This window comes from Nonlabens sp. (assembly GCF_051251825.1).
GTDB lineage: Bacteria > Bacteroidota > Bacteroidia > Flavobacteriales > Flavobacteriaceae > Nonlabens.
The window spans coordinates 1-26,514 of record NZ_JBPOGG010000012.1; the positions used below are offsets into that span (position 1 = coordinate 1).

Below are 26,514 nucleotides of genomic sequence, written 5' to 3' on the forward strand. Positions count from 1 at the left end.
TTAAACCTTAAACCTTAAACCTTAAACCTTAAACCTTAAACCTTAAACCTTAAACCTTAAACCTTAAACCTTAAACTATTTACATCTCCTCAGCAAAGAAAATAGCGTTCATTAACAGCTTATTTGTTCCATACCAGAATGCTCTAAACTGAGTATTATCTGTAAAACCTATCACGTCTCCACGACCATAATTATTATGCTGGAATGGCACCGTGTTTTTCAACGCCTCAAGATTCTTGTCAGAAATATAACCGCTCATTAACGGACTATCCGTATATCTAATCGGATTACGGAATGAATCTTTGTGTGGTTCTACAAAGAGTCTAGTATTTCTAAACAGAGGCAACTGATCGTCCTTGAGACCGAATGCGATAGGATGCGATAAATCGAGCCTTGTTTCAAAAATAGCTCCACCTAAGTTTTGTGCTCCATAAAAATCAGAGCGTTGTTCAAACGAGATGTTATTTGCAGGGTTCTCTATGCTCTTAAATTTAAGAGGTAAAAGTTTTGCTGTGCTCATCCATCGTAAGGCACTGCGATAACCTATTAAAGTACCGCCAGCACGCGTCCATTCTTTGAGTTGGTCTATGACTTCATTTTCAGGACTTCCATAAGTGTTAGGAACGATGATTGTATTGTAACGCGATAAATCCTTACGGTTGATGTCGTTAACGTCTATTTTAGTCACCATAATATCATAGCGCTGATCCAATAAATGCCAGATCTCACCAGCATCATAAGGATTAATTCCGTCACCTATCAATAAAGCGATTTTAGGTTGTTTCAATGCTCTGAATTGTCGCGAGCCTAAATCAATTCCTGTGGTGAGTCCTGATTGAACTGACGTGATTTTTATACGATTCTCAGATTGTAGTTTACTTAGAAAAACGCCTAACGCTTGCTGATCAAATTTTTGGTTCTGTACAGGAATAAGGATTGTTCCATATTCATAATCATTTCCATCTATGTTGAATTGCTCCATCGCTACTTTAGCACGTATTCCTTTGGATAGAAGCGTATGGAGTACTTTAGGAGTTAAGTATTCATTCCACGGCATTAAATAAGCGTAGTCAGACACTACAAATACATCGTAAGGATTTACATTATTATTACCTTGGTTTTTGATCAACTTAGTGGATTCAGCATCACTCAAACTCGCATTTTCATCATAATCCATATCAAATGCTAATGGAAACGTCCATGCGCTGATGTCATAAAACAAGCTATCCTGAAACGTGGTACGTTTTTCAAACATCGCTTTGATTAATCGCGAATTCTTTTGGTTTTTTGGTACGATGTAAGCGTAATCTTTTTTGTAAGTCTTACCATTCTTAGTCACATCATTTTTTAAAGAACGTACTTCTATTTTATGTCTCATTAAAATCTCAGCAAGCGCATCTGTTCTTCCAGCATCTGTATGATCACCAAAAATGATAGCTCCAGTTCCAGCTTCTTTACGAGCATCGGTATAGAATTTTTTGTGGTAATCTAGAATTTCTTGTCGCATGCTTACGGCAGCTTTTAAGGTGCTTATTCCAGCTGTAAATTGATTTCTTATCGTAAATGGAAAAGTAAGCACTCCATTATCTGAATTTTGCGCATGACCACGAGAACTCGCTTGTTCAAATAAGATTCCTATAGAACCATTCACATCTGGAAAAGTAGATCCTTTTCCATAGTAGAAATCATCATAGCTTTCCTCAGTATAATAAAGAGATCCTATTTTGTTTAATTCGGCAGCGTGGAAATCTCCTATTTTACGAGTCAGTTGTTGATTCATCGCTGGAGTTAATGGATGCGTGCGTGAAGGAATTCCAGGCTGGAAAAAGAACGTCGCATTGGTTCCCATCTCGTGATGATCTGTTAGGATATTAGGCATCCAGCTGTGGAACGTTTCTATACGTGCTTGAGATTCTGGTAATTGAACAGGCAACCAGTCTCGGTTCATATCAAACCAGTAGTGATTGGTACGTCCGCCAGGCCAAGCTTCATCATATTCACGATCGTAGGAATCTGGATTTATATTTTTACTTTTATGCTGGTTCACCCAACCGGCAAAACGTTGCAATCCATCGGGATTAAAACTTGGGTCAAAAAGTATGACCGTATTATTCAATAATTCATCCATTTCAGCTCCTTGTCCAGCGGCGAGGTGATAGGCGAGCAGTAGAGCGGCATTTGAACCACTAGGCTCATTTCCATGAATAGAAAATCCTTGATAGACGACTATTGGCATGTTTGCTGTTACCGCATTACTGCCGTTAGATAGTGCCACATGATCTGCTTGTATTTTATCTAGATTGCTATGATTTGCAGGAGAAGTAATGGTGAGTAATAATAGCGGTCTGCCTTCATAAGTAGTACCGCGATTTACTAAGGTAATGCGATCAGATTCTCGAGCGAGTACGCGCATATATTCTGTAAGCTTATCATGAGTGACGTGCCATTCTCCTGGCATATATCCTAGCACTTCTTGCGGTGTTGAGATATCACTATTGTAAGTGACGTTATTCGGTAAATAATAACTTAAAGTAGGTGTTTCTCCTGTCTGTGCGTTGTTTGTTTGAATGCTGTATTGTTGCGCTTTCGCGAAAGCGGAACCACAAAAAACATAAACTAAAACCATCAATAATGCTCTATTCATAATATGTGCTTAAAGTCTAAAAATAAAAAAAGCCTTTCAGATAGAAAGGCTTTAAGTAATAATTATGTGTGTTTCCTAGATGTCGTCAAAGCTTACATCTGTAAAACTCTTTTTAGGTTCTTCGATATCAGTCGTTAACGGAGTTTCCTTTGCTGCGTGAACCGCTGGGTCATAATCTGCTTGATGTCTGTCTGAAATGACCTCGCCACCTTTTTCTTTAATGATGAATTGAGTCATCTCTGCAAGTGTACCTTCAAACTCTGCAAAATCTTCTTTATAAAGGTAGATTTTGTGTTTTTTAAAGTGGAAACTTCCATCATCGTTAGTGAACTTTTTGCTCTCTGTGATGGTTAGGTAGTAATCGTCTGCTTTTGTGGATCTCACGTCAAAGAAATAAGTGCGTCTTCCTGCACGAACTACTTTTGAAAAAATATCTTCCTGATCTTTGTAATCTCTATCGGCCATTATTCTGTTTCAAGGTTATGAAGGCACCAAAAATATAAAAAAATGTTAAATAGCAAAGCGATACTTGAAATATTATAGGAAATAAAAGGTAGCAGAGTTTAATTGGACTCTTTCACCTGATATTCTGGTTCTGGTTCACCGAGTCGATCAGGTACTCCTTTAAATATATCATTCACGGCGCAGCTCAACTCTGGAAATAGCACTGAGGTTACTGTGTCACCTTCAGTTAACATGCGGTGTGCTTGATATTTTCCAGTTGAATCTAAATGATGTAAGCTTACCGTGCGTCTCAGATAATCAACAATCCAGTATTCTTGCACTCCAGCTTCTTCATAAAGGTCAAATTTATCCTTGATTTCTTTTTTTGAGTTGCCTTTAGATAATACTTCAACAACTAAATCTGGAGCACCATGACAACCACGTTCATCAAGTTTACTCGCATCACATACTACGCAAACATCTGGTTGTAAGGTCGTGGCTTGCTTAGTTTGAGGAAATAATTCAACATCAAATGGAGCGATGAACGTAGAACAACCGTTATCGTTTTTATGTTTATCTATGATTTTTGCGATTTCAAAAACCACTTTTTGATGCGACATACTAGGTGCAGGACTCATCTTGTAGATTTTGCCTTTGAAAAGTTCTACACGTTCTTTAAATCTCCACAATAGATAGTCGGCATAACTGTAAGTTTTGTCGAGGTCTAAATCGTTGATGTCATAAATATACTGTGGCATACTCAAATTTAAACAAAATGATTTAAACCGATTCCTCTTCTAGCATTTGGTTTGCATACAATTCTGCATAGTAACCGTTACCGTTTACTAAGGATTGATGGTTTCCACGTTCTACCACACGACCTTCATCGAGTACGATGATTTGATCGGCATTTTTTGCACTACTCACACGGTGACTTACGATTACGGTCGTAGTGTTTTTAGTGATTTTCTTAAGATTGTTGAGGATTTTTTCTTCGGTCTCTGTATCAACAGCGCTTAAACAATCGTCAAATAATAGAATTTGTGGTTTCTTGATAATCGCACGAGCAATAGAAACACGTTGCTTTTGTCCACCACTTAATGTGATTCCGCGTTCACCTAGAATGGTATCATAATCTTTTGTAAAGTCTATAATGTTTTTATGAACCACGGCATTTTTTGCAGCGGTGATAATTTCTTCTTTACTAGCATCTTTTTTACCGAAGGCGATATTGTTACCAATCGTGTCTGAGAATAAAAATGCATCTTGAGGAACATAACCTATTGCTTGACGTAAACTGTCTAGGTTTAATTCTCTTATAGGTGTTCCATCCACAGTAATGACACCATTTTCTACATCATAAAGTCGGCCTATTAATTCTAGAACTGTTGATTTTCCACTTCCTGTTTTTCCTAAAATAGCTAGTGTTTTTCCTGCTTCAATGGAGAAACTTACATCTTTTAATGCGTGAATGTTTGTGTCTTCATATATAAAATTCACATTGTCAAATTCGATAGTTCCATTTACAGGAGTTTCTTTTGCAACTAAATTTTGTATCGCTGGATTAATGTCTAGAAACTCGTTGATACGTTTTTGAGATACTGCTGCTTGCTGTACCATATTAGTTACCCAGCCTACTACAGCAACTGGCCAAGTCAACATGTTTACATAAATTAAAAACTCAGGAATAGTTCCTACGTCTATAATTCCTTCGGCAGCTTGTTTTCCTCCTATATAAAGAACTAAAACGTTACTAAGACCTATTAAAAGCACCATCAAAGGGAAAAATAAGGCTTGCACTCTAGCAAGGTCAATGTTTTTATCCTTACTATCATTTGCAACTACCGCAAACTGATCGTTCATTTGCTGTGATAGATTGTATGCTTTAATTACTGAAATACCACTAAACGATTCTTGTGCAATTGTGTTTAAACTAGATAATTGTTCTTGAACTAGTTTAGATCGTTTTTGAATCTCACGACTTACTAAATAAATAGCTACCGATAGAAATGGCAGTGGAATAATCGTGTAAATCGCTAGAGTAGGAGCTGTATAAATCATCGCAGGAATTACGACGACAAATAGTGTAATCATGTTCACACTATACATTAACGCTGGTCCCATATACATGCGTACCTTAGAAACATCTTCACTGATGCGGTTCATTAAATCTCCCGTACGGTTTTGTTTATAGAATCCTAAGGAAAGCCTCTGGTACTGATTGTAAATGATATTCTTTAAATCATATTCAAGATGTCTTGACACGACTATAATTAACTGTCGCATCACAAAGGTCAATCCAGCAGATAATAACGTGGCGCCTAGAATAATGGCGATGTATTCTATTAAACGATCATTAAGTAACGCCTTATCTGTAAGCGTGCCGTTGCCGTAATCATTTAAAAGATTGATGATCTTACCTATATATTTAGGTAAGAATATAGAGAGGTAACGTGCAATTACGGTAACTATAAAGCCACCTATAAGTTGCCACTTATACTTGGCAAAAAGTTTATTGAGTTTAAAAAGTTCTTTCATATCAATTGAAAATTCTTCAATAGAATTTTCTTTTTTATTTCAATGCACGAATTTAGGACAGCGATATTGTTAAGTTGCTAAAATGAAGTTATTTTTGCGCGCTTTTTAATTTGAGTTAGAGAGCGTTCAAAAAATAAATTTCATGTCTCAATTTACCACTTTGGATAAAATTATAAATCAAGATCCAGTATTCGGTCAGTTATCATTTGATGATCACGAGCAAGTCGTTTTCTGTAACGACAAAGATACAGGATTAAAGGCCATCATAGGAATCCATAATACGGTTTTAGGGCCAGCACTAGGTGGAACTCGCATGTGGCAATATGATAATGAATGGGCAGCATTAAATGATGCACTTCGTTTATCTAGAGGTATGACATTTAAAAGTGCGATTACTGGATTAAATCTAGGTGGAGGAAAAGCCGTAATTATAGGTGATGCCAAAACTCAAAAAACCCCAGAAATGATGCGTCGTTTCGGTGAGTTTGTACATTCTCTAAGTGGAAAATATATTACTGCTGAGGACGTAGGTATGAAAACTGAAGATATGGATACGGTACGTGAGGTAACACCATACGTAACAGGAATATCTGAAGATAAAGGTGGTGCTGGAAATCCGTCTCCTATTACAGCTTATGGTGTTTTTATGGGAATGAAAGCCGCTGCAAAATATAAATATGGAAGCGATGTTCTTGAGGATAGAGTCGTTTATGTAGAAGGAATAGGGAACGTAGGAGAAACTCTTGTGGAATATCTTACTCAAGAAGGTGCTCAGGTTCATATCGCAGACATCAACCAGGATCGTCTGGAAGAGGTGAGTTCTAAGTATGGCGCAAAAATCTATACAGGTGGAGATTTACATGCTGAGAAGATGGATATTTATGCTCCATGTGCTCTGGGAGCAACCATTAATGATAATACCATCCAGAAATTACAAGCTTCTATAGTTGCCGGAGCCGCAAACAATCAACTGGCAGACGAAGGAAAACACGGAATGTTATTGCAACAACGCGGAATCGTTTATGCTCCAGATTTCTTGATAAACGCTGGTGGAATCATAAATGTTTATGCAGAACTAGAAGGTTATGACCGCACAGAGATTATGCGCAAAACCGAGAATATATATACCACGACTATTGAAATCTTGAATAAAGCTCAAGAAAGTGGTGTGACTACACATACTGCAGCTATGCAAATTGCACAGGCTCGTATAGATGCACGTCGTCAGGAGAATCGTGGATAAGTTATACTTATTGTATTAACTTTGCCCATTCAAAATAGGTCGTTGAGGCCGCAATAATATTTTAATTACGCTTTCGCGAAAGCGTAAACTTAAAAATCGTTCTTATGCTTACCCGTCGCCAACTACGTATCAAAGTGATGCAAGCTGTTTTTTCTTTTCAGAAACAACAAAATCCTGAAATTAAAGATTTTGAAAAGTTCTTGAATCAAAGCATGACTCAAACTTTTGTACTTTTTTTATACATGGTGCAACTGCTTGTTGAAATCCATAAACTGGCAGAAGATCGCGTGGTAAAAGGACAACAGCGCCATCTAGCGACAGACTCTGACTTGAATCCTACCCGTAATTTTATCGATAATAAAATATTGATGAAGCTGCGTGAAAGTCAAGTTCTCATGGACGCTCTTAAAAAGCGTAATTTAAAACCATGGCATCTAAACGTGCGTTATGTGGAGAATCTCTATAATCAGATTATTGAAAGTAAAACTTATGTGATTTACATGAGTGAACCTAATCAATCCTTAAAGGCTGATTTAAAATTCCTTACTCAAATTTATACAGACATCATCGCGCCTAATGATGAGATTCTAGATTTTCTGGAAGATGAAAACATCACTTGGACAGACGATTATCCTCTAGTGAACTCCTCAGTTATCATGTTTCTACGTAAAGTGAAACCTGGGAAAGATGTAGTTCTTCCAGAGCTCATCAAGGATGAAGATGATGTGAAATTTACTATGGATTTGTTTAGAAAAACGCTGTTTAATCGTGAAGATTTTCTGGAACGTATAGAAGGTAAAACGCCCAACTGGGAACAAGATCGTATTGCTCAAATTGACCTCGTTTTAATTATGATGGCGCAATGTGAGTTTCTTAAATTTAACAGCATTCCTGTAAAAGTAAGTTTGAATGAGTATTTGGAAATTTCCAAAGATTATTCTACTCCTAAGAGTAGTTTCTTTATTAACGGTATTCTTGATAATCTAGCAAAAGAATTTGAAGCCGAAGGAATTCTGAATAAATCAGGACGTGGCTTGATGTAGAACCGTTATTTATCACATTATTCTTTTAATATAAGGCGAATACTTACAAAGTGAGTACTAAGTACATAACAATCTGTTAATATATACAGTAGACACTTGAAGTAAATCTATCTTTTAGTTACATTTGCTTCACTCTTAAAAAATACATTTAATAAGTACACTATGAAAAAATTAGTTTTAATGGTAGCTGCAATAGCTACAATGGCAATTACAGGTTGTAACGAGAAAGCTGCTGCAACTATTGATGAAGCAAACTTAACTGCTGCTGCTGCACGTGAGTCTGTTGCTGGAGATTTTCCTGCGATGACTTTTGAGCAAGTAGAGTATGATTTTGGTACTGTTGATGAAGGTACAGTTGTAGAGCATGAGTACAAGTTTACAAATACAGGTTCTGCACCACTTATCGTAGTGAATGCAAAAGGATCTTGTGGTTGTACAGTTCCTACTTGGTCTAAAGAGCCTATCGCTCCAGGAGAAACAGGTTCTATGCTTGTAAAATTCAACACAAACGGAAAGCCTAATAACCAAACTAAGACAGTTACAATTAAGGCAAACACTGAATCTGGTACTGAGTCTATCCGTATCAAAGGATTTGTTACTCCTAAGGCTAAGCCTGCTGCTCCAAACGCATAATTAATGAATCAAGAATTATTGATGCAATGGGGACCTATTGTATTGATGGCGGCGATATTTTATTTCCTCATCATAAGACCACAGGCCCAACGCAGAAAAGAAGAAAAAGAGTTTGCAGAAACTCTTAAAGTAGGTGATAAAGTGATTATGTCCAGTGGAATTCACGGGAAAGTAACACAAATCAGTGCAGATAAAGGTACCGTTCAAGTTGAAACTGGTGCTGGAAAAATAACTTTTGAGAGATCAGCGATTTCTACTGAGTTATCTAAAAAGCTCACTGCTACACCTAAAGAAAATTAAGAAGCACTGCTTCGCAAATAGAAAAACCCTTGAGAAATCAAGGGTTTTTTGTGCTTTAAAGTTATAGATGCTTTTCCATTCCAGGTAACTTTTTCCACCTGCCATCTTCGGCGACTTGTTTTAAAGTGAGATTACGTTGTTCTAGCAATCGAGTCATATAATTGGCAAGAAATAATGTATCGGCTAGTTTTCCTAGAATACCTAATGGTGAGGTATAACTAAAAATATCTCTCATAAAAGTCTGACCATTTTCTAGTGTTTCAAAATGATGCTCATGGCGGAATGATTTAAAAGCGCCTTTCTCCATCTCGTCTGCAAAAAAATGATGTGGTTCTACATCAGTTATTTTGCTGGTGAGTTGTTGTGTGACACCTAGATGTTTTGCTTCCCAAGTCACAGTTTCACCTTTTTCAACCAGTCCAGTCATTCTTCCAGCAATCGCTTTCTCATTAGTATGTGCCAGTGATAACATGTGTAGATCTATACTGCGTGCAAGGTCATAAACGATTTCAATAGGTGCGTTTATAGAGGTTTCTAGATGTAAATCGGGCATGAGTTGAGTTTACACAAAGATAACATCCACATCGTCATAAATGGTTCAATGATAAACTTCATATTACATTTCCATAGAGACAATTGCTATATTTGAGTGTCGATAATGATGTATAGAAGAAATAAGAGGTGTTGAATTCCGCTTTCGCGAAAGCGTACTTATTATCACTCAACTAATAAAAAGAAGAATGAGAATTTTACATATAAGTGCCGAGTGTTATCCCATTGCCAAAGTAGGCGGACTGGCTGATGTGGTAGGTGCGTTACCTAAATATTTAAACGAATCTGGACAAGAAGCCAGTGTAATCATGCCGTTTTATAATGTGCGTTTTACACAGCAGCATAAATTTGAAACCGTTTATGAAGATGCTTTTTTTGTAGGTCAAGATAATTTTGAGTTTAGAATTTTGAAGCTCAAAGGGAAATCAGTGGATTTTGATTTGTTCTTAGTAGATGTACCTGAACTGTTATTTAAGGAATATGTCTATTCATTTGACGATTCACAGCGTTTTACAGCGTTTCAAATCGCTGCTTTAAAATGGATTCAAACTCATACACATAAACCCGATGTAATCCATTGTCATGACCATCATACAGGACTGGTTCCTTTTATGATGCAGTATTGTTATCGTTTTGAGAATTTGAAAAGCATTCCCACGGTGCTGACTATTCATAATGCCCAATATCAAGGCTGGTTTTCTCACGATCGTGTAGATATGATTCCTGATTTTGACAAGAAACATATCGGTTTACTGGATTGGGGCGATTCTATAAATCCGCTGGCGGCGGCTATAAAGTGCGCCTGGCGTGTGAATACGGTTTCTCCTAGTTATATGGAAGAGCTGAAGCAAAATGCCAATGGACTGGAATCTCTATTAAGTCATGAGGCTGCAAAATGCTCTGGTATTCTCAACGGTATTGATACCAAAGTATGGAATACAGAAACAGATTCATTTATTAAAAAACAATACACGGTAAGCTCTAATGTGAGCGGTAAAAAAGCCAATAAAAAATGGTTGTGTGATAATTACGGATTAGATATTAATAAACCACTTTTTGTGTTTATAGGAAGATTAGTTCATGAGAAAGGATCTGATTTATTTCCAGCTGTCTTTAATGCGGTACTTCAAGAAAATGATATTTCCATACTTCTTTTAGGAAGTGGAAATAAAGAAACAGAACAAGAGCTTATTGCTTTAAAAGATAAGCATAATGGTCATTTCAATGCATTTATAGGTTATGATGAGGAGTTGTCTCACATCATTTATGCTGGTGGAGATTTCCTTTTAATGCCATCGCGAGTAGAACCATGTGGTTTAAATCAAATGTATTCCTTAAATTACGGTACCATTCCTATTGTGCGTAGTATAGGTGGATTAAAAGACACTATAGTGGATGTGGAAGATGGTGGTTTTGGTTTTACACATAAAGACACGAGCATAGAAGACATGAAAAAAGCGATAGAACGTGCAGCAGCTTTTTATGAAAACCCAACCGAGTTTAGAAAAACGAGAAAACGTATCATGAAGATTGATCACTCTTGGGATAACTCAGCACAGCAGTACATTAACTTATACAACTCACTAAAAAACAAGTAAATATGAACGATAAAGTATTAAGTATCATCTTAGGTGGTGGACAAGGTTCCAGATTATATCCATTAACAGAAAGTCGTTCTAAACCTGCGGTTCCCATCGCTGGTAAATATCGTTTAGTAGATATTCCTATTTCTAACTGTATCAATTCTGGTTTGAAGAGAATGTACGTGTTGACACAGTTCAACTCGGCATCGTTAAATAGACATATTAAGAATACGTATCAGTTTAGTTTTTTTAGTTCTGCATTTGTAGATGTACTAGCTGCTGAGCAAACTCCAGATAACAAAGGCTGGTTCCAAGGAACTGCTGATGCGGTACGCCAGAGCATGCACCATGCCCTAACTCACGAATTTGAGTATGTATTGATTTTATCTGGTGACCAGTTATATCAAATGGATTTTAATGAAATGTTGCAAGCTCATATCGAGGCAGATGCTAAAATCTCAATCGCAACCATTCCAGTAACAGTAAAAGATGCAACGAGTTTTGGAATTTTAAAGACCGATAAAAACAATGTCATTACCTCATTTATAGAAAAACCAGACGCTAAGCTATTACCAGACTGGACGAGTCCAACGAGTGACGCAATGAAAAAACAAAATAAAAATCACCTAGCGAGTATGGGGATTTATATTTTTAATAGAGATTTATTAGTAGAGTTGTTGAAAGATGAAAGTGCGATTGATTTTGGGAAAGAGATTATTCCTCAATCCATCGATAACCATAAAACGCTGAGTTATCAGTTTGAAGGTTACTGGACTGACATAGGAAACATAGATTCGTTCTTTGATGCTAACTTAGGACTCACAGATGATATTCCTGAATTCAATCTTTATGATGATAAACAACGCGTGTATACAAATGCTCGTTTACTGCCTACTTCTAAGATTTCAGGAACTTTATTAGAAAAAGCCGTTATTGCCGAAGGCTGTATCATTCACGCTGCAAAAATCGAACGTTCTGTCATAGGGATACGTTCTAGAATAGGAAAGGAAAGTACAGTGATCAATACTTACATGATGGGTAATGATACCTACGAAACGCTTGATGAAATCTCAAAATCCAAAATTGAAATTCTTACAGGAATAGGCGACCGCTGTTTTATTAAAAACACCATTATAGATAAGAATGTACGCATAGGAGATGATGTGAGAATCAATGGAGGAAAACATCTTGAAGATCAAGAAACAGAACACTTTGTAGTAAAAGATGGAATCGTAGTCATCAAGAAAAATGCTGTGATTCCTAAGGGTTTCTCACTTAAATAAATGAGCAGCGTTCAAACACACAGCCTTTTTACTGATTTTGACATCAGTTTATTTAAGAGCGGTAAACATTATCGGCTTTATGAAAAAATGGGTTCGCATGTCATTGAAGTAAATGGTGTAAAAGGAACCTATTTTTCGGTTTGGGCACCTAGTGCACAGTCTGTTGCCGTGATAGGAGATTTTAATTATTGGGATGATTCCACACATTTATTGAATGTAAGATGGGACAGCAGCGGTATTTGGGAAGGATTTATTCCACATGTAGAACATGGGACTACTTATAAATATAAAATCCATTCTTCAAATAATGGTGTTATTACTGAAAAGGCAGATCCTTATGCGAGGCGCTGTGAACATCCACCTAAAACGGCTAGTATCGTTTATGATTATAAACCTAACTGGAGTGATCAAAAATGGATGGAAACCAGAGCAAAACATAATGCTCTCGATGCTCCATATTCTGTTTATGAAGTGCACTTGGGCAGTTGGAAACGTAAGATAGAAGAAGATAGAAGTTTGAGTTACCATGAACTTTCGTTGGACTTGGTAGCTTACGCGAAAAAGATGCAATTCACTCACATTGAGTTCATGCCTATCATGGAATATCCTTATGATCCTTCATGGGGTTATCAGTTAACAGGTTACTTTGCCCCAACGTCTCGATTCGGTTATCCCGAAGAATTCCAAGAACTCGTTAATGCTTGTCACGAGGCAGGAATAGGAGTCATACTCGATTGGGTACCATCACATTTTCCTGAAGATGCACATGGACTCGGTAATTTTGACGGAACACATTTATATGAACATCCAGATCGTAAAAGAGGTTATCATCCCGACTGGAAATCATTGATATTCAATTACGGGCGTAATGAAGTAAAGAGTTTTTTAATTTCCAATTCGTTGTTCTGGCTGGATCAGTATCATATCGATGGATTGAGAGTAGATGCGGTAGCCAGTATGTTATTCTTAGATTATTCACGTGATGAAGGAGAATGGGAACCTAATATCAATGGTGGAAGAGAAAATCTAGAAGCTATTGCATTCATGCGCGAAATGAATGAAGCGGTGTACCTCAATTATCCTGACACACAAACGATTGCTGAAGAAAGCACCAGTTTCCCTATGGTGAGTAAACCTACTTCTATGGGTGGTTTAGGTTTTGGTATGAAATGGATGATGGGATGGATGCACGATACACTGGAATACTTTAAAAAGGAATCGATTTATAGAGGTTATCATCAAAACGATTTGACCTTTTCCATGACTTATGCTTTTACAGAAAACTTCATGTTGCCACTATCACACGATGAGGTCGTTTATGGTAAGAGTTCTATTCTAGGTAGAATGCCAGGAGACGACTGGCAAAAATTTGCTAACCTACGATTGATGTACAGTTATATGTTTACACATCCAGGAGGCAATCTGTTGATGATGGGATCAGAATTTGGACAACATGCAGAATGGAATTTTGAAGGAAGTCTCGATTGGCACTTGACCGAGTTTGCACCACATCAAGGAATTCAACAAACCATTACAGACCTCAATAAATTATACAGATCTCAAAAAGCACTTCACGAGAAACAATTTGATGCCGATGGATTTGAATGGATTTCTCATGATGATGCTGCAAATTGTGTCATTTCTTATGTGCGTAAAGGTCATGATAGCGAACTCATCATCGTTTGCAATCTCACACCAGTACCACGAGAAAACTACCGTATAGGATTACCACAATCAGGAGATTATAAATTGTTGTACAATAGTGATGATGCTAAATATGACGGATCAGGATTTAACGTAAAAGAGTCATTTTCAGCACAAGACAAAGAATGGCAACACCGCGCGCAGAGTGTGGAATTGGATTTGCCTCCTTTGGGAGTTTTGGTTTATGGGTTGGATATATAATTTCTCATGCTGAATTGAGCTCAGAATCACAGGATTGATTAACTACAATTTACCGACAACGTTCTCGTAACAAATCTCATTTTTAAGTCTCATTTTCGCTGTTTTTTCATAATTTCAGCTGTCCGATTAGTGTAGGCTAATCTGTTATTAAAATATTGAATATCATCATTTTATGATTACAAATACAGAATTGCATAGCCAGGGAAATGTCTTCCCTAGCAAGCTCAACAGTTTTAACCAAGTAGTAGATACACTTACTTTTCACACAGAGAATGGTGTAATCTTGCGTTTACAGGTTTTCCGCGACAGCGTGATACGTTTTAAGTATGGAACTGGTGGGAAACTTGAAGAAGATTTCTCTTACGCGATTGATGAAGATGGGAATCGTGGTTATAACAAACTGGAAGTAAAAGAAAAAGATACGCATTATGAGATTACTACTTCTAAGGTAGTTTGTCATATCGCCAAAGCAGATTTGCGTTCTCGTATTTTTGACCTTAATGGTAAAATCATCTGTGAAGACGAGCTAGGATTTCACTACGAGGAAAGCTATGAATACGGTGGTGAGATTGTAAAAATGTCTAAGAAAGCACAACCTGGAGAAAGCTACTACGGCCTAGGTGATAAACCAGCCGATAATAACATGCGTGCTAAGCGTTTTGAATTATGGGGAACAGATCAGTACGCTTTTGGAAAACAAACAGATCCTTTATATAAAAACGTTCCTTTCTATGTAGGCTTACAGAATAAAATCGCCTACGGGATTTTCTTTGATAACACCTTTAGATCTTATTTTGACTTTGCACTAGAGCGTCACCACGTGACTAGCTTCTGGGCACAAGGTGGCGCTATGGATTATTACTTTATTTATGGTCCAGATGTCAATAGCGTAGTAAGTGGCTATACCGAGTTAACTGGTAAACCTGAGTTACCACCATTGTGGGCACTAGGTTATCACCAGTGTAAATGGAGTTATTATCCAGAAAGTAACGTAAGAGAAATTGCGGCAAAATTCCGCGAACTTCAAATTCCATGTGATGCGATATATCTAGATATTGACTACATGGATGGATTCCGTTGTTTTACTTGGGATAACGAGAAGTTTCCAGATCCTACTAAAATGATCAGTGACTTAAAAGAAGATGGATTTAAAACCATCGCTATCATAGATCCAGGAATTAAAGTAGATCCAGAATACAGTGTCTATCAAGAAGCTATGGAAAAAGACTATTTCTGTAAACGAGCAGATGGTCCTTATATGAAAGGTAAAGTATGGCCTGGACAGTGTTATTTCCCAGATTATACAAATCCCAAAGTAAGAACCTGGTGGGCAGATTTATTCAAAGGACTCATTGCAGATAATGGACTTGCCGGAATATGGAACGATATGAACGAGCCTGCTGTTATGGAAGTGCCTAATAAAACCTTCCCAAATGACGTGCGCCACGATTATGATGGTCATCCTTGTTCTCATAGAAAAGCACACAACATTTATGGAGCTCAAATGGCACGTGCAACTTATGAAGGTGTGAAGAAATTCATTTACCCTAAACGACCATTTGTTATTACAAGATCAGCTTATTCTGGAACGCAACGTTACACGAGCAGTTGGTTTGGTGATAATGTAGCTACTTGGGAACATTTAAGTATTGCAAATATTCAGGCGCAACGTATGGCGCTGTCTGGAATGTCATTTGCAGGATCAGACATAGGAGGATTTGCAGATCAGCCTACGGGAGAACTATTTGCTCGATGGATTGCACTTGGTGTTTTTCACCCGTTTTGTAGAGTACACTCGAGTGGTGATCATGGAGATCAAGAACCATGGACATTTGATGAAAACGTAACAAACATCACAAGGAAGTTTGTGGAATTGCGTTATAAATTACTTCCTTATCTATACACCACATTCTGGCAATATGCAGAGGAAGGAACGCCTATGTTAAAGTCGCTCGTGGTTTATGATCAAGAAGACGCGCAAACACATTATCGCAACGATGAGTTTATGTACGGAGATAAATTTTTGGTTTGTCCGGTTCTAGAGCCTAATGCCAAAGGTCGCAGAATGTACATTCCGCGTGGTGAGTGGTACAATTTCTGGACCAGAGAAACCATTAGTGGTGGAAAAGAAGCTTGGGTAGATGCAGACATTGATGAGATACCGCTATTTGTAAAAGCTGGTGCGATTATACCGCGCTATCCTGTGATGCAATATGTAGGTGAGAAGAAGATTGAATTCTTAACGCTGGATGTATTCTATACTCAAGGAAAAGAAAAGTCTGTGGTTTATGAAGATGCAAACGATGGCTACGATTACAAGAAAGGCCGTTTCAGTCTTAGAAACTTAACTTTTAAAGGTTCTGAAAACGAAATGGTGATCTCTCAATATAAAGACGGGAAATTCATTACTGAATATGAAACGCTACGTTTCAACTTTATAGGTTTACCATTTGAAATTGACTTTGTTGAGGTGGATAATAAGAAGTTGACTTTTGAGGAATTGAAGTATGATCTTAAAACTCAAACTATGTACATCGATAAGAATTTTGTGGAGCTACACATTGTAGGGAAGTAAAATTTTCATTTGAATATTTTATAAAGAGAAGTCGAGAGGCTTCTCTTTTTTTATGCAGCTATTTTAGGTAAAGATTGCTTGTCGTAAACTCGCTTTCGCGAAAGCGTAATTATAAAAATTAAATGTAAAAATTATCCCAATTGTTAAAATGCCAACATTTTTCTTTTAAATCAAGGTTAATATTGTAAACTAAATAAATTTCATTGAAAAACGATTACGCTTTACAACCAGCTTTTAGAATATTTGCGATAAGTTTATTTCTTGTGCTTTTTACTATGAATGCAAAGGCACAGAAATTAGAAAAACTAAAAGAGTTTTTTACTTTCTATCCTAACGCAGTTGCTGCAGAAAGAGACACGACACTCTATTTGCAAAAATTTATTGCCGCGCCAGTAGTAAGTTATTCTCCAGAGACAAACTTTGCATTTGGTACTGGAGCAAAGTACCTTTTTAAATTTGCAGGTAGTGGTGAAGAAACACGAGTTTCTAATATGCCCATGACATTACAGTATACCTTAAATAGTCAGTTTTTCTTGTACTCGGGTTTTGAGGTATTTACAAATCAAGAAAAATGGGTAATAGAAGGAAATTTACTTTTTCAAAATTATCCAAGAATCTATTACGGAATGGGGAACAATACTCCAGTTACAGCAGAGGAGCAATATGATTACAATCAGTTTTTATTTGAGCCTATTTTCTTAAAAAGAATGTTTCATAGATATTTATTTATAGGAGCTGGCGTGAGGTATAATCATATTTATAACACAAAGATTGAGGACGACGGACTTATAGCTCAAAATAGACCTGACGGTTTTGACGGTTCCACTTCTATGGGTGTTGAAGTAGCGTTATTATATGATAGTCGTAGTAATATTTTAAATTCTCAAGATGGCTGGTATTTTGAATTTACTCATGGTAAGTATGATAAAGTTTTAGGAGGAACAAACATTTTTAATCTCACGAGATTTGATTTAAGGCATTATGTAGAAATCTCTAAGAAATCTAAAGATGTGCTAGCATTTCAGTTTGCAGGCCGCTTTACCAGGGAAAATATTCCTTTTTCTGAGTTTTCGTTTTTCGGTAGTAGTGAATTGATGCGTGGTTATCAAGAAGGGAGATTTGTAGATCGCGACATGCTCGCTACGCAAGTGGAATACCGTAAGCGATTTAAAGATAGTAGAATAGGAGCTGTTGCTTTTGTGGGAACTGGAGATGTTTATAATAATGTTACTGACTTTCAATTTAATAATTTAAAGCCTAATTATGGCGCTGGTTTGAGATACATGCTCGATAAATCTGAGAATCTGAATATAAGATTGGATTGGGGATTTGGTCGTGGGACAAATAGTTTCTATCTAGGAATTGCAGAGGCTTTTTAACTAACTCTATCAATTATTTTTTTTCAAGAGCTATCGCTTCATTAATATAGTTTTTAAGTAAAATGGTATTCACATTATCGTCTTCACTATATCGTAGTTGTCTCAATAATTGTGTTTTGCCTGGTTGAGCATTAATTAAAACTTCCTGCTTGTCTTCTAGTAAAGCACCTTTATGAAACCAAACGGCGCAATGATTCTTAAATCCAACCATTCCTATGAGATTTTTACCATTTAAGGTATAGCACGGTGCGCCCCATTTTATAGTTTCTACAAGTTCTGTTTCTTTCAGAACTTTGGTTATTGCGTTAAAATGCGTCTTCCATTTAGAATGCAATGAGATGTATTCTTCTGTATTCTCAGCTTTTTTGTTCATGAGATAAAGTTAAAGAATTGTTTATTGAAAAACAATTAACATTTAACAGACTGTTTAGGTTTAATTTTAACATAAATAATCAACCTATGTTATCATTTTTACAAGACCCAATACAAAATAATCCTAATGATGTAAGAGGAGAAATCGATTTAAATACCCAAAGTTTGTGGCAAAAAATTGATTCCTGGCTCGATGGTTTTATAAAAAACTTGCCCAACATCGTTATTGGAATTGTATTATTCATTTTGCTTATTTTCATAGCGAGATGGTTAGGTAGTTTTATAAAGAGAAAATTAAAGCAAAGAAATCGCTCTAATTTTGGCGAAATTCTAGGAAGTTTTACCAAGTGGATTATTATCCTTTTGGGCTTCTTCTTTTGCTTAACTATCGTTGCACCTTCATTAAGTTTTGGTGATTTAATAGCTGGAATGGGTGTGAGTAGTGTGGCAATAGGTTTTGCATTTCAAGATATTTTACAAAACTGGCTAGCAGGTATTTTAATATTAACTAGACAACCCTTCAGAATAGGAGATGAGATTGAAATCAATGGTATGAAAGGTCGTGTAGATCGTATAGAAACGCGTGCTACTATCATCACTACGTATGATGGAATAGATATAGTTGTTCCTAACAATGATATCTATACAAATGCTGTTAAAGTAATTACTGCACATGACCATATACGTTCTCAATATGATATAGGATTAGGATATGATCAACCCTATGATGAGGCTGTAAAAGTGCTAAGAGAAACGCTGGAAAGTATAGAAGGAATTGCTCAAGATAAACCTATCGATATTTTAAACTGGGATCAAGCAGATAGCTGGTTGACTATTAGAGTACGATGGTGGACTGATTCTAAACGTGGTAACGTTGTGAAAACTTTTAGCGAGGTAATCGCAAAAACACAACACGCTATGGATGATGCAGGAATAGATTTACCATTCCCAACTCAAGTTCAAGTACGTGATGCGCATGATGTAAAAGAAGCTCAAAAGCGTAAAGATCGTAAAGAGGCTCAAATCATTAAGGATCATGAAAAGAATGAAAACGAAAAGCCTAAACAAGATAAGGCTAAAGATGAATACACTACCAAATCAGTGGATAAGGTGAGTACTAACCAAGCTCTTGACAAAGAAGATAGAGAATAATCTTTACAGAGATTTTGAAAATAAAAAACGAGCCGCTAGGCTCGTTTTTTGTATTTATATAAACTGGTTAAGTTAGAATCTCCATCCAAAATTAACACCAGCACGGCCAGTAACTGCTGGCAATTCATAGTCTTGTGGATCACTTGCAATTCCTAGATTACGTCCTACTCCTACACCTAAGTCTATTAGGAAACCACTATCGCTTACCCATTTCCATCCTATACCTACACCGATTGCCGCTTCAGTATAAGACTCAGTATTGTAGTTCTCGTTTCCAAACATGCCACCTACGTAATAACTATCTTCAAATGAGAACACTTTTACAAATCCTTCTCCATAAAAACCCTTTGCTCCATAATCTTCTTTAGAGAAGAAGTACTGTCTGTAATAAGGTGTGATGCTAAATTTTTCATAGTAATCAAATTGATCATCATTATCTAAAATACCTATGTTAAGATCTACTCCTACACCAGAGTATCTTCCTAGCACATATTCATATCTAGGATTGATACCTAGACCAGCAATTGCTGCTACCACATCAAGACTGACTTCATGTTTTTTAACAGCGTTAAACTCATTAAGGCGCTCTTGACTATCTGTAAGATTGTCATCTTGTGCTAGTGCTGTAGCTGAAATTAATACAACTACTAAACTTAAAAGGATTTTTTTCATAGTTTGATTTTGTTTTTATTTAGATGCACTATATATAAATTGGTTGCGTGAATCTGAATCATAAATTAATAAATCGATTCAAATAATTATCGATGGAATAAATGGTATCAAATTACGTGCCGTACAACACAGTTTTGTGATTAAAACGAGTTGGATGAAATTATTTTTCTTCAGCGACTAATTCTGCAATTTTTACAATCACTTCAGTAGCTTTAATCATGCTTTCTACAGGAACATATTCATAAGGACCGTGGAAGTTGTGTCCACCAGCAAAGATATTAGGACATGGCAATCCCATATAGCTCAATTGAGAACCATCAGTTCCACCACGTATAGGTTTGATAAGTGGTTCTATGCCTAGTTCACGCATCGCTTTTTCTGCAACATCTACGATGTGCATTACTGGTTCCACTTTCTCTCGCATATTGAAATACTGATCTTTTATTTCAATGGTAATTGCTTCACGATCGTATTGAGCGTTTATATCTGCAACGAGTTTTTTCATAACTTCTTTACGAGCCTCAAAATGTCCCATATCGTGATCTCTAATAATGTAATGAAGTTCTGTTTTTTCAACAGCACCTTTCATATTATGAAGATGAAAAAATCCTTGATAACCTTCAGTATGTTCAGGTGTTTCCATTCTAGGTAAGGACTCGATAAACTCTTGAGCGATATACATGGAGTTGATCATCTTGCCTTTTGCATATCCAGGATGCACTATTTTACCGTGAACGGTTACTACTGCGCCGGCAGCATTAAAGTTCTCGTATTCTAATTCTCCTATTTGACTTCCATCCATTGTGTAAGCCCAATCTGCACCAAATTTCTCTACATCAAATTTATGTGCACCACGACCTATTTCTTCGTCTGGAGTAAATCCTACTTTAATCGTTCCGTGTTTAATGGATGGATTATCGATCATAACTTTCATTGCGGTCATGATTTCTGTAATTCCAGCTTTATCGTCGGCAGCGAGTAGGGTAGTACCGTCAGTGGTAATGATGGTCTGACCTTTATATTGTGTTAAGGACTCAAAATATTCAGGAGTAAGTACGAGGTCACTTCCTTTTAAAGGAATATCGCCTCCATCATAATCGTGAATAATTTGCGGCTTGATATCCTTACCCGTAAAATCTGGTGTACTGTCGAAATGTGAAATAAATCCTATTACAGGAACGTCATGATCCACGTTTGATGGTAAAGTTGCCATCACATAAGCGTTTTCATCGATACTTACATTGCTCATTCCCATGTCTATGAGTTCTTGATGCAGCTTGCGAGCAAGATCCCATTGCTTCATAGTACTAGGAGTAGTGTCGCTGGACGCGTCAGACTCTGTATCAATGGTGATGTAACTTATGAATCGATCTGTAATTTCTTGTTTATTAATCATTTAATATCTGTAAATAGGTGTGTATAGTTGACTGAAGTAACTGCGGCGTCTTAATTGTTGCCACGCTAGGTTTGAATTACTGTAGTAAGGATTCTGTATGGTAATACTTGCCGGTACTGCGAGAGCGTCTTGCTGCTGCCTCTGTAATTCTCTTTTTCTTTCAAAATGAGCTACTATATGAGGCGTATATTCTTTGTGTTCTAGTTCTTGAGAATCTCTATAAATACCCATCATATCTATAGCCTCACGATCTCGTGTTACAGAAAATGCTCGAGGATCATTACGCATGTAACGACTATTAAAACTGAGTTTGACATTAATTTCTGGTTGTGGTAATACATAAATATTGAACTGCTCGAGCTCATTCTCAAAGTTGATTTGAGCTTGAGAATAAACACCGCATAATGCTATCGAAATTAATAAAAGCAGTTTCCCTTTCATAGGTTATAAAGATAAGAAATGTGTTGCGCTTTCGCGAAAGCGGAATTCTTAAACTTTACTGCACAAAAAACGAGCCGTTTCCCTAAAAACGTCTCGTTTATAAAATGTCCATAATTCATTCAGGACTTCATTCCTTCTACAACCGCTCTAAATTCCCGTAAAAAGCGATTGAGTTCATCTACAGCTTTACTTTTTTATAAATTGTTTTGAAGCTACCGCTCCATTAGTTGTTGTGATTTGAAGTATATACATTCCTGCGCTTAAGTCAGCAACATTAATTGTTGATTCTTGAGATGCTGCGATTAGTTGACCTTGTAGGTTGTAGATATCCGCTTTCGCGAAAGCGTGATTCTCAACAGCCACAGTAATTACATCACTTGCTGGATTAGGATATAGCTTTACTTGCGGTAAGTCTGCATCATTATTGCTAGCTGTGGAGAGCGAGCTATAAGCACCTACATCAAAGCCATTGTTATTTCTTGCTAGGCCAAAATAATCAACGGTAGGCACATCGTCCGTATAAACTTGATTTGAATTTCCAGCTGCATTTGAGGAGTTTGTGATACGGTAATCACTGGCTGCGGCATTTATAAATCCTGGAAGACCTGACTGCGTATTAAAGGCAGATGATGATAAATTTGAGAAATCATCTTCATCATAATTATTCTGAATCAAAAGATTTCTATTTCCACCTGCAAAACTAACGACAGGCGTAGATACAGCGCTATTAGAAGCAGTTTGTAAATTATCATAGAAAATTGAATTAGTTACTTGGAATTCAGTATTTCCACTTTGTTTAGATACATGCAAATGCGCGTATCTACCCGTTCCAGCATGGACTCCATTATTACCTGCGATGGTGCAATTTTTCAAAGTAAAATCTGATTGTACTGGAGTTCCCGTGGCTTGATTACGTATCCATACTATTCCTGCTGGATTGTTATTAGTGTCTGTTCTTCCAGTGATGTTGTTTTCAAAACTACATCCTAGTAATTCTACCTTATGAGTTCTTCTTGAAGTATCTGAATAAAATCCGCCAGCAAACCAGGACCTGTTATTTCTAAAAATGCAGTTAGAAATTACATTAGTTCCATTATCTATTCCTGTGATATCATAAACTCTTATTCCAGCTCCAGCACGTTGTGCCGTGTTATTTTCTATAATACAATTTCTTACTTTAGTGTCTAATGCTATGATAAGTCCGGCTCCTTCTTGAAGTCCTTGTGCGCTATCAAACGCGTGACCACCAGAGATAGTAAATCCATCAATTTCTACTCCAGGGCCTCTTGCAATTAATACTCGTTTTGCGTTATCTGTTTTGGTAGCTGCGGTCGCGCTGAATTCTAAAAGGTTATTGTCATCATCATTTCTGTCACCACTTAAGGTTGTTGTGTTTAAGAGATAATCTCTTTCATCAAGGAAATTCTCTGTTGTGTCAAACCCACCGTACATTTTTGTATTTGTGAATATTTGATAGGATGGTGTAGTTGCTGGAATGGTATAATCACCTTGTGCAACCCATATAAAGTTTCCAGAACCTAGATTGAGAGCAGTATCAAGGTCTGTATATGCATCTTGCCAACTAGTACCATCATTATTTCCCGATGCATTAATGTCAACAAATACGCCTATAGAAAGATTAACTTGTGTTGCATCACTTTCTACAGCACCTCTATCGATCACAGCTGCTTTAATTCTATCTTCACCACTTCTTGTTTTTAAAGGAAATGAGGATGCATAAAGTCCGTTTTCACCAGTATTTACTGCTGGAGAACTATTTAATGGTTTATAGTCGCCTGTAATATTATTTGTGAATAATGGATCAGTAGTTATAGTGTTGTTGACAGTAGTAGTGGCATTAGGATTGATATTTGAAAAGTCATCTTCGTCTATATTGTTATTAACATCTATAGAAGCAGATCCACCACTTTGAATATGGAATACTTTATATCCAGCACCATTATTCCAGAAAATGTTATTATCAAATCTAAATACACCGGTAGCAGATGTTGCAGCAAGCTGAACTAAGGCTAAGGTTCCAGAATTGTTATTAAAAGTATTATCGGCCATTGTGCTGTTCACAATTCGTATGTTGTTAGTTCCAGTTGTAGGTCTTAACCATATTAAACCACCAAAGCCTGAGACACCACTAAAATTTGTGTTCTCGTTATTTGTTACCTGAACATTCACCATTAATAACGAGACATCATCTCTGGTGGAATAAAATGTATTTGCAAAAGATGCTAGGTTATTACGGAAGATGGTATTTTCGATGATTGCGGTTGCACCACTTTGAGGTCCACCTATATTTACAGTTCCTCCACGAGCGGCTATGTTTTCTTCAAAAATACAATTACGAATTTGTGTGTCTTTTTGCATAATAAAGGCTGATCCTTCTCGATCACTATTTGATGATCCTATTGCAGTGCCGCCTTTAAATGTTAATCCATCTACTATAACACCAGATCCGCCTACTTGAGCAATTTTATAGGCATTATCAATTTTAGTTGCATTAGAATAATCTAGAGTTCCAGCGTCGTTGTTCAATAAGTCACCACTCAAGGTTGTAACGTTCACATTGAAATCTCGCTGACTGAGAGATGACTCAGTGCCATTAAATCCACCATAAAGTTGTGTGTTTGCGTTTAGGATAAATCTGGATGTTACTGAAGACCCTGGAATATAATCTCCAGCTGCAATCCAGAAAGTACTACCTGAATGGTTAGTGAGCGCTACATTTAAATCAGTATATGCATTTGTCCAGCTAGTACCGTCATTTGCTCCTGTAGCGCTAGCATCTACAAAGATTTGTGCACTTGAAAACAAGCTAAAGAGGAATGTGATAATGAGTAATAATTTTTTCATGATTGATTAAGTTTAATTAATATTTACAAGAACAAATTTGTAGTATTAATTGCCTCAAAATCAATTTGCTTTCTGAATCGCAGTTTGGGTTGCTGAAATGTCTTTTAGTCTGTTAGTCTGTTAGTTTGTTAGTTGCGGATTGCATCCGTTTAGTCTGTTAGTTGCGGATTACATCCTCTTAGTAGGTTAGTTTTTTGGTAGCGTAGCGTTGAACTTTGATTATTCTTTTTTATTTTAGAAACGTATAATAAAATATTGCCCATGTTTGACAGTCAATTTCATTTCAAGTTTGAAGATTTAAAAGTGTACCAGCGTGCCTTTCATTTTGGAGAGCATGTTAATTTACTTTCTCAAAAGTTTCCAAAGCACGAGATGTATAAATTGTCTTCGCAATATTGTAGAGCTGCAGATTCTATGTCTGCAAATATTTCTGAAGGCTATAGCAGTACCGATGCAAATTTTAATAGATATCTAAAAATGGCATTTGACAGCAGTCAGGAGTGTGTCACTTGGAATTCTAAAGCTTATTTTAGAAAATACATCTCAAAAGAAGTGTTTGAAGAAAACCGAAAAGAACTCAGCGAGATAGGAAGAATGATTTCAGGATTAAGAAAAAGTTTGAAACTGTAATCAGCTATTTCTATTAACTAAATAATTACTATTCGACTCATAAACTAAGCGGATGCAATCCGCAACTAAGAGACTAATAAACTAACCAACTAAGCTGAGCGAAGCCGAAGCTAGAACAACTCCTTAATCATCCCAAAAAACTCTTCACGTTTATCCCTAGAGATAGGAACGATAGCATTATTATCCATAAGTAAATGTCCACCTTCTTTTTTATTAAACTCTTTAATAGAATTAATATTGATTAAGTAGGAACGATGAGGTTTGTAGAAAAGAGCGCTTTCTTGAAGCTGGTCTGTAAAGTGTTTTAAAGGTTTGCAAATCAACTCTTTACTTTTATCTTTCATGTAAACAGTGGTGTACATACCATCTGCCTCCATATAGAGAATGTCATCATGATTGATGAATAGCATACCTCGCGGTACATCCAGAGCTATTTTGCTTGCAGCTAGTTTTTTGAAGGATTTTTTTAAGTCCTTTAAGTTGGTCGTTATATTATTCTGATTTTTAAGTTCTATTGCTTTTTGCACGGCTTTTTTAAGTTCTTCATGATCTACCGGTTTGAGTAGATAATCCACAGCGCTTAGTTTAAAAGCATCAATAGCATACTGATTGTAAGCAGTAGTGAAAATGATTTGAAAATCAATCATTTGTCCTTCAAAAAACTCGAGGATTTGCAGTCCAGAATAACGCGGCATTTCTATGTCTAGAAATACAATGTCTGGACGTTCTTGCTTTATGATTTCAACACCTTTTTCTAACTCGTCTGCCTGCAGGAATGTGGTGATTTCTGGGCAGTGTTCTTCTAGCATGGATTGTAGTAATTTCCTCGCTTTGTTTTCATCATCTATTAATATAACTTTCATA

The 26,514-nt window shown here is 36.7% G+C and carries 22 protein-coding genes; 11 read left to right on the forward strand and 11 right to left on the reverse strand.

Going from position 1 to position 26,514, the window contains the following annotated elements; translation table 11 throughout:
- Positions 1-79: 79 nt before the first annotated feature.
- From ACSHWW_RS12125 to ACSHWW_RS12140, 4 genes are all read right to left on the reverse strand, one after another.
- Positions 80-2,644, reverse strand: coding sequence for a M14 family metallopeptidase (locus tag ACSHWW_RS12125; RefSeq protein WP_435682725.1), 2,565 nt, complete (start codon positions 2,642-2,644; stop codon positions 80-82).
- Between the two features lie 75 nt (positions 2,645-2,719).
- Entirely contained in the window at positions 2,720-3,109 is a 390-nt protein-coding gene (locus ACSHWW_RS12130) for a PUR family DNA/RNA-binding protein (RefSeq protein ID WP_435682726.1), read from the reverse strand.
- A 98-nt stretch (positions 3,110-3,207) separates the two neighbouring features.
- A complete protein-coding gene (locus ACSHWW_RS12135) occupies positions 3,208-3,846 on the reverse strand; it encodes a Uma2 family endonuclease (RefSeq protein ID WP_435682727.1) in 639 nt (212 codons plus the stop codon).
- Between the two features lie 22 nt (positions 3,847-3,868).
- A complete protein-coding gene (locus tag ACSHWW_RS12140) occupies positions 3,869-5,626 on the reverse strand; it encodes an ABC transporter ATP-binding protein (protein ID WP_435682728.1) in 1,758 nt (585 codons plus the stop codon).
- A 142-nt stretch (positions 5,627-5,768) separates the two neighbouring features.
- Between ACSHWW_RS12140 and ACSHWW_RS12145 the strand changes: the two genes are divergently transcribed.
- The 4 genes from ACSHWW_RS12145 (at position 5,769) to yajC (ending at position 8,845) form a co-directional block, all read left to right on the forward strand.
- Positions 5,769-6,869, forward strand: a complete 1,101-nt coding sequence (locus ACSHWW_RS12145; RefSeq protein WP_435682729.1) for a Glu/Leu/Phe/Val family dehydrogenase — start codon at positions 5,769-5,771, stop codon at positions 6,867-6,869.
- A 104-nt stretch (positions 6,870-6,973) separates the two neighbouring features.
- Positions 6,974-7,912, forward strand: coding sequence for a transcription antitermination protein NusB (locus tag ACSHWW_RS12150; RefSeq protein WP_435682730.1), 939 nt, complete (start codon positions 6,974-6,976; stop codon positions 7,910-7,912).
- 162 nt (positions 7,913-8,074) lie between these two features.
- Positions 8,075-8,545 (forward strand): DUF1573 domain-containing protein, encoded by a 471-nt coding sequence (locus tag ACSHWW_RS12155; protein WP_435682731.1) that lies wholly within the window; start codon positions 8,075-8,077, stop codon positions 8,543-8,545.
- 3 nt (positions 8,546-8,548) lie between these two features.
- Complete coding sequence (gene yajC / locus ACSHWW_RS12160) at positions 8,549-8,845, forward strand: preprotein translocase subunit YajC (protein WP_435682732.1); 297 nt, start codon at positions 8,549-8,551, stop codon at positions 8,843-8,845.
- Positions 8,846-8,906: 61 nt separating this feature from the next.
- On the opposite strand, the gene ACSHWW_RS12165 is transcribed toward yajC, so the two are convergent.
- Positions 8,907-9,398: an SRPBCC family protein gene (locus ACSHWW_RS12165; RefSeq protein ID WP_435682733.1), complete on the reverse strand. Its 492-nt coding sequence runs from the start codon at positions 9,396-9,398 to the stop codon at positions 8,907-8,909.
- 187 nt (positions 9,399-9,585) lie between these two features.
- Between ACSHWW_RS12165 and ACSHWW_RS12170 the strand changes: the two genes are divergently transcribed.
- The 5 genes from ACSHWW_RS12170 to ACSHWW_RS12190 all read left to right on the forward strand — a co-directional run bounded on the left by ACSHWW_RS12170 (position 9,586) and on the right by ACSHWW_RS12190 (position 18,122).
- Positions 9,586-10,995: a glycogen synthase gene (locus ACSHWW_RS12170; protein WP_435682734.1), complete on the forward strand. Its 1,410-nt coding sequence runs from the start codon at positions 9,586-9,588 to the stop codon at positions 10,993-10,995.
- A gap of 2 nt (positions 10,996-10,997) precedes the next feature.
- Positions 10,998-12,263 carry a glucose-1-phosphate adenylyltransferase gene (locus tag ACSHWW_RS12175; protein WP_435682735.1) on the forward strand — a complete coding sequence of 422 codons (1,266 nt, stop codon included), beginning with the start codon at positions 10,998-11,000 and terminating at the stop codon, positions 12,261-12,263.
- The gene (glgB, locus tag ACSHWW_RS12180; protein WP_435682736.1) at positions 12,264-14,168 is read left to right on the forward strand and encodes a 1,4-alpha-glucan branching protein GlgB; all 1,905 of its coding nucleotides are present in this window, start codon (positions 12,264-12,266) and stop codon (positions 14,166-14,168) included.
- 172 nt (positions 14,169-14,340) lie between these two features.
- Positions 14,341-16,743: a glycoside hydrolase family 31 protein gene (locus ACSHWW_RS12185; RefSeq protein WP_435682737.1), complete on the forward strand. Its 2,403-nt coding sequence runs from the start codon at positions 14,341-14,343 to the stop codon at positions 16,741-16,743.
- 203 nt (positions 16,744-16,946) lie between these two features.
- Positions 16,947-18,122: a BamA/TamA family outer membrane protein gene (locus ACSHWW_RS12190; protein WP_435682738.1), complete on the forward strand. Its 1,176-nt coding sequence runs from the start codon at positions 16,947-16,949 to the stop codon at positions 18,120-18,122.
- Positions 18,123-18,135: 13 nt separating this feature from the next.
- Here ACSHWW_RS12190 and ACSHWW_RS12195 read toward each other — a convergent pair whose 3' ends face one another.
- On the reverse strand, positions 18,136-18,495 hold the full coding sequence (locus ACSHWW_RS12195; protein WP_435682739.1) for a DUF1801 domain-containing protein: 360 nt from the start codon (positions 18,493-18,495) through the stop codon (positions 18,136-18,138).
- A gap of 86 nt (positions 18,496-18,581) precedes the next feature.
- On the opposite strand from ACSHWW_RS12195, the gene ACSHWW_RS12200 reads away from it, so the two are divergent.
- A complete protein-coding gene (locus tag ACSHWW_RS12200) occupies positions 18,582-19,646 on the forward strand; it encodes a mechanosensitive ion channel family protein (protein WP_435682740.1) in 1,065 nt (354 codons plus the stop codon).
- A gap of 72 nt (positions 19,647-19,718) precedes the next feature.
- Here ACSHWW_RS12200 and ACSHWW_RS12205 read toward each other — a convergent pair whose 3' ends face one another.
- The 4 genes from ACSHWW_RS12205 to ACSHWW_RS12220 all read right to left on the reverse strand — a co-directional run bounded on the left by ACSHWW_RS12205 (position 19,719) and on the right by ACSHWW_RS12220 (position 25,020).
- The gene (locus ACSHWW_RS12205; RefSeq protein WP_435682741.1) at positions 19,719-20,318 is read right to left on the reverse strand and encodes a hypothetical protein; all 600 of its coding nucleotides are present in this window, start codon (positions 20,316-20,318) and stop codon (positions 19,719-19,721) included.
- 160 nt (positions 20,319-20,478) lie between these two features.
- Complete coding sequence (gene pepT / locus ACSHWW_RS12210; RefSeq protein ID WP_435682742.1) at positions 20,479-21,714, reverse strand: peptidase T; 1,236 nt, start codon at positions 21,712-21,714, stop codon at positions 20,479-20,481.
- On the reverse strand, positions 21,715-22,155 hold the full coding sequence (locus ACSHWW_RS12215) for a hypothetical protein (RefSeq protein ID WP_435682743.1): 441 nt from the start codon (positions 22,153-22,155) through the stop codon (positions 21,715-21,717). It abuts the gene before it with no gap.
- A 186-nt stretch (positions 22,156-22,341) separates the two neighbouring features.
- On the reverse strand, positions 22,342-25,020 hold the full coding sequence (locus ACSHWW_RS12220) for a T9SS type A sorting domain-containing protein (protein WP_435682744.1): 2,679 nt from the start codon (positions 25,018-25,020) through the stop codon (positions 22,342-22,344).
- 261 nt (positions 25,021-25,281) lie between these two features.
- Between ACSHWW_RS12220 and ACSHWW_RS12225 the strand changes: the two genes are divergently transcribed.
- Positions 25,282-25,650, forward strand: coding sequence for a four helix bundle protein (locus tag ACSHWW_RS12225; RefSeq protein ID WP_435682745.1), 369 nt, complete (start codon positions 25,282-25,284; stop codon positions 25,648-25,650).
- 110 nt (positions 25,651-25,760) lie between these two features.
- Here the strand turns inward: ACSHWW_RS12225 and ACSHWW_RS12230 are convergent, their stop codons facing one another.
- Entirely contained in the window at positions 25,761-26,513 is a 753-nt protein-coding gene (locus tag ACSHWW_RS12230) for a LytR/AlgR family response regulator transcription factor (RefSeq protein WP_435682746.1), read from the reverse strand.
- Between the last annotated feature and the right edge of the window lies 1 nt (position 26,514).